Source organism: Microbacterium trichothecenolyticum, assembly GCF_000956465.1.
Lineage (GTDB): Bacteria > Actinomycetota > Actinomycetes > Actinomycetales > Microbacteriaceae > Microbacterium > Microbacterium trichothecenolyticum.
Map to the genome: position 1 here is coordinate 1 of NZ_JYJA01000001.1, position 1,008 is coordinate 1,008.

Here is a 1,008-nt window from a genome sequence, read left to right on the forward strand (position 1 = left end):
CTGTGCAACTGACGGAGCCCTATGACAGTGGGGCCGCTGCTTTCTGCTTGAGGCGCTCGTAGGGTGTTTGGCCGCCGAGGGCGCCGTGGGGTCGATCGTAGTTGTAGTGGTCTTCCCATTGTTGGAGTCGTTCGGCGAACAGCCGGGTGTCGTCCAGGACCTCGCCCTCAAGGAGCTTGTAGAACTCGTCCGAGTCGATCCGGTGCGAGCGTTCCACCTTGCCGTTCAGGCGTGGGGTGCGGGGCCGGATCTTGACGTGGTCGATGCCTTTGTCGAGCAGGTGCCAGTGGAACGCTTGCCCGAACTCGGCGCCGTTATCGGTCTGCACGCGTTCGACCTGGAACGGGAGTTTGGCGAGGACGTGGTCGATGAACTGGATCGCAGTCTTCTGGTCGTTGCGCTCGTAGGCGCGGAGCACCCGGATGCGGGTGCAGTCGTCGATCGCGGTGTATTGGTAGTACCGCTTCTTCTTGCCCTTCTGCCCCAATGGCTCAATGAACTTCACGTCCACCTGTAGCGCGTGGCCGGGGCGCTGCTTCTCGTACCGCTTCCATCTCGTCTGGGTGCGCTTGTACCGTTGCGACGTGGGCAGCCGGCCCAGGCCGAGCTTGTGCAGGATCCGCCAGACCCCAGACGGGCTGATCGTGATGTCGTGGTACCTGGCCAGATACATCGAGATCTTCTGCGGCCCGAAGTGGTACTGCTGCCGCAACCAGAGGATCTTCTCGACCACGTCGCGGTCTGTCTTCGCCGGCTGGTGGTGCGGGGCGCTGGAGCGGTCCTTCAGCCCCTCGAACCCCTCCGCCTCGTATCGTCGCTTCCAGCCGTAGTACGCCTGCCGGCTGATCCCGTAGTACCGGCACGTCGCGGCCACGTTGAAGCTGACCTCCTCGACGTGGCGCAACACCGCGAGCTTGTGATTCGCCCGCCGCTCGAGCTCCCTGTCTGACATGGACTCTTCCTCCCAATCGGAAGACCCAACTGTCAACAACCTCCGTCAGTTTTAGA

The 1,008-nt window shown here is 62.9% G+C and carries 1 protein-coding gene; it reads right to left on the reverse strand.

From position 1 onward, the window contains the following. Window positions 1-19: 19 nt before the first annotated feature. The gene (locus tag RS82_RS00005) at window positions 20-952 is read right to left on the reverse strand and encodes an IS481 family transposase (RefSeq protein WP_045296027.1); all 933 of its coding nucleotides are present in this window, start codon (window positions 950-952) and stop codon (window positions 20-22) included. Between the last annotated feature and the right edge of the window lie 56 nt (window positions 953-1,008).

Bases quoted from the DNA above. Each gene is read 5' to 3' on its own strand.
- RS82_RS00005 (WP_045296027.1), bottom strand. From the start codon at position 952: ATGTCAGACAGGGAGCTCGAGCGGCGGGCGAATCACAAGCTCGCGGTG.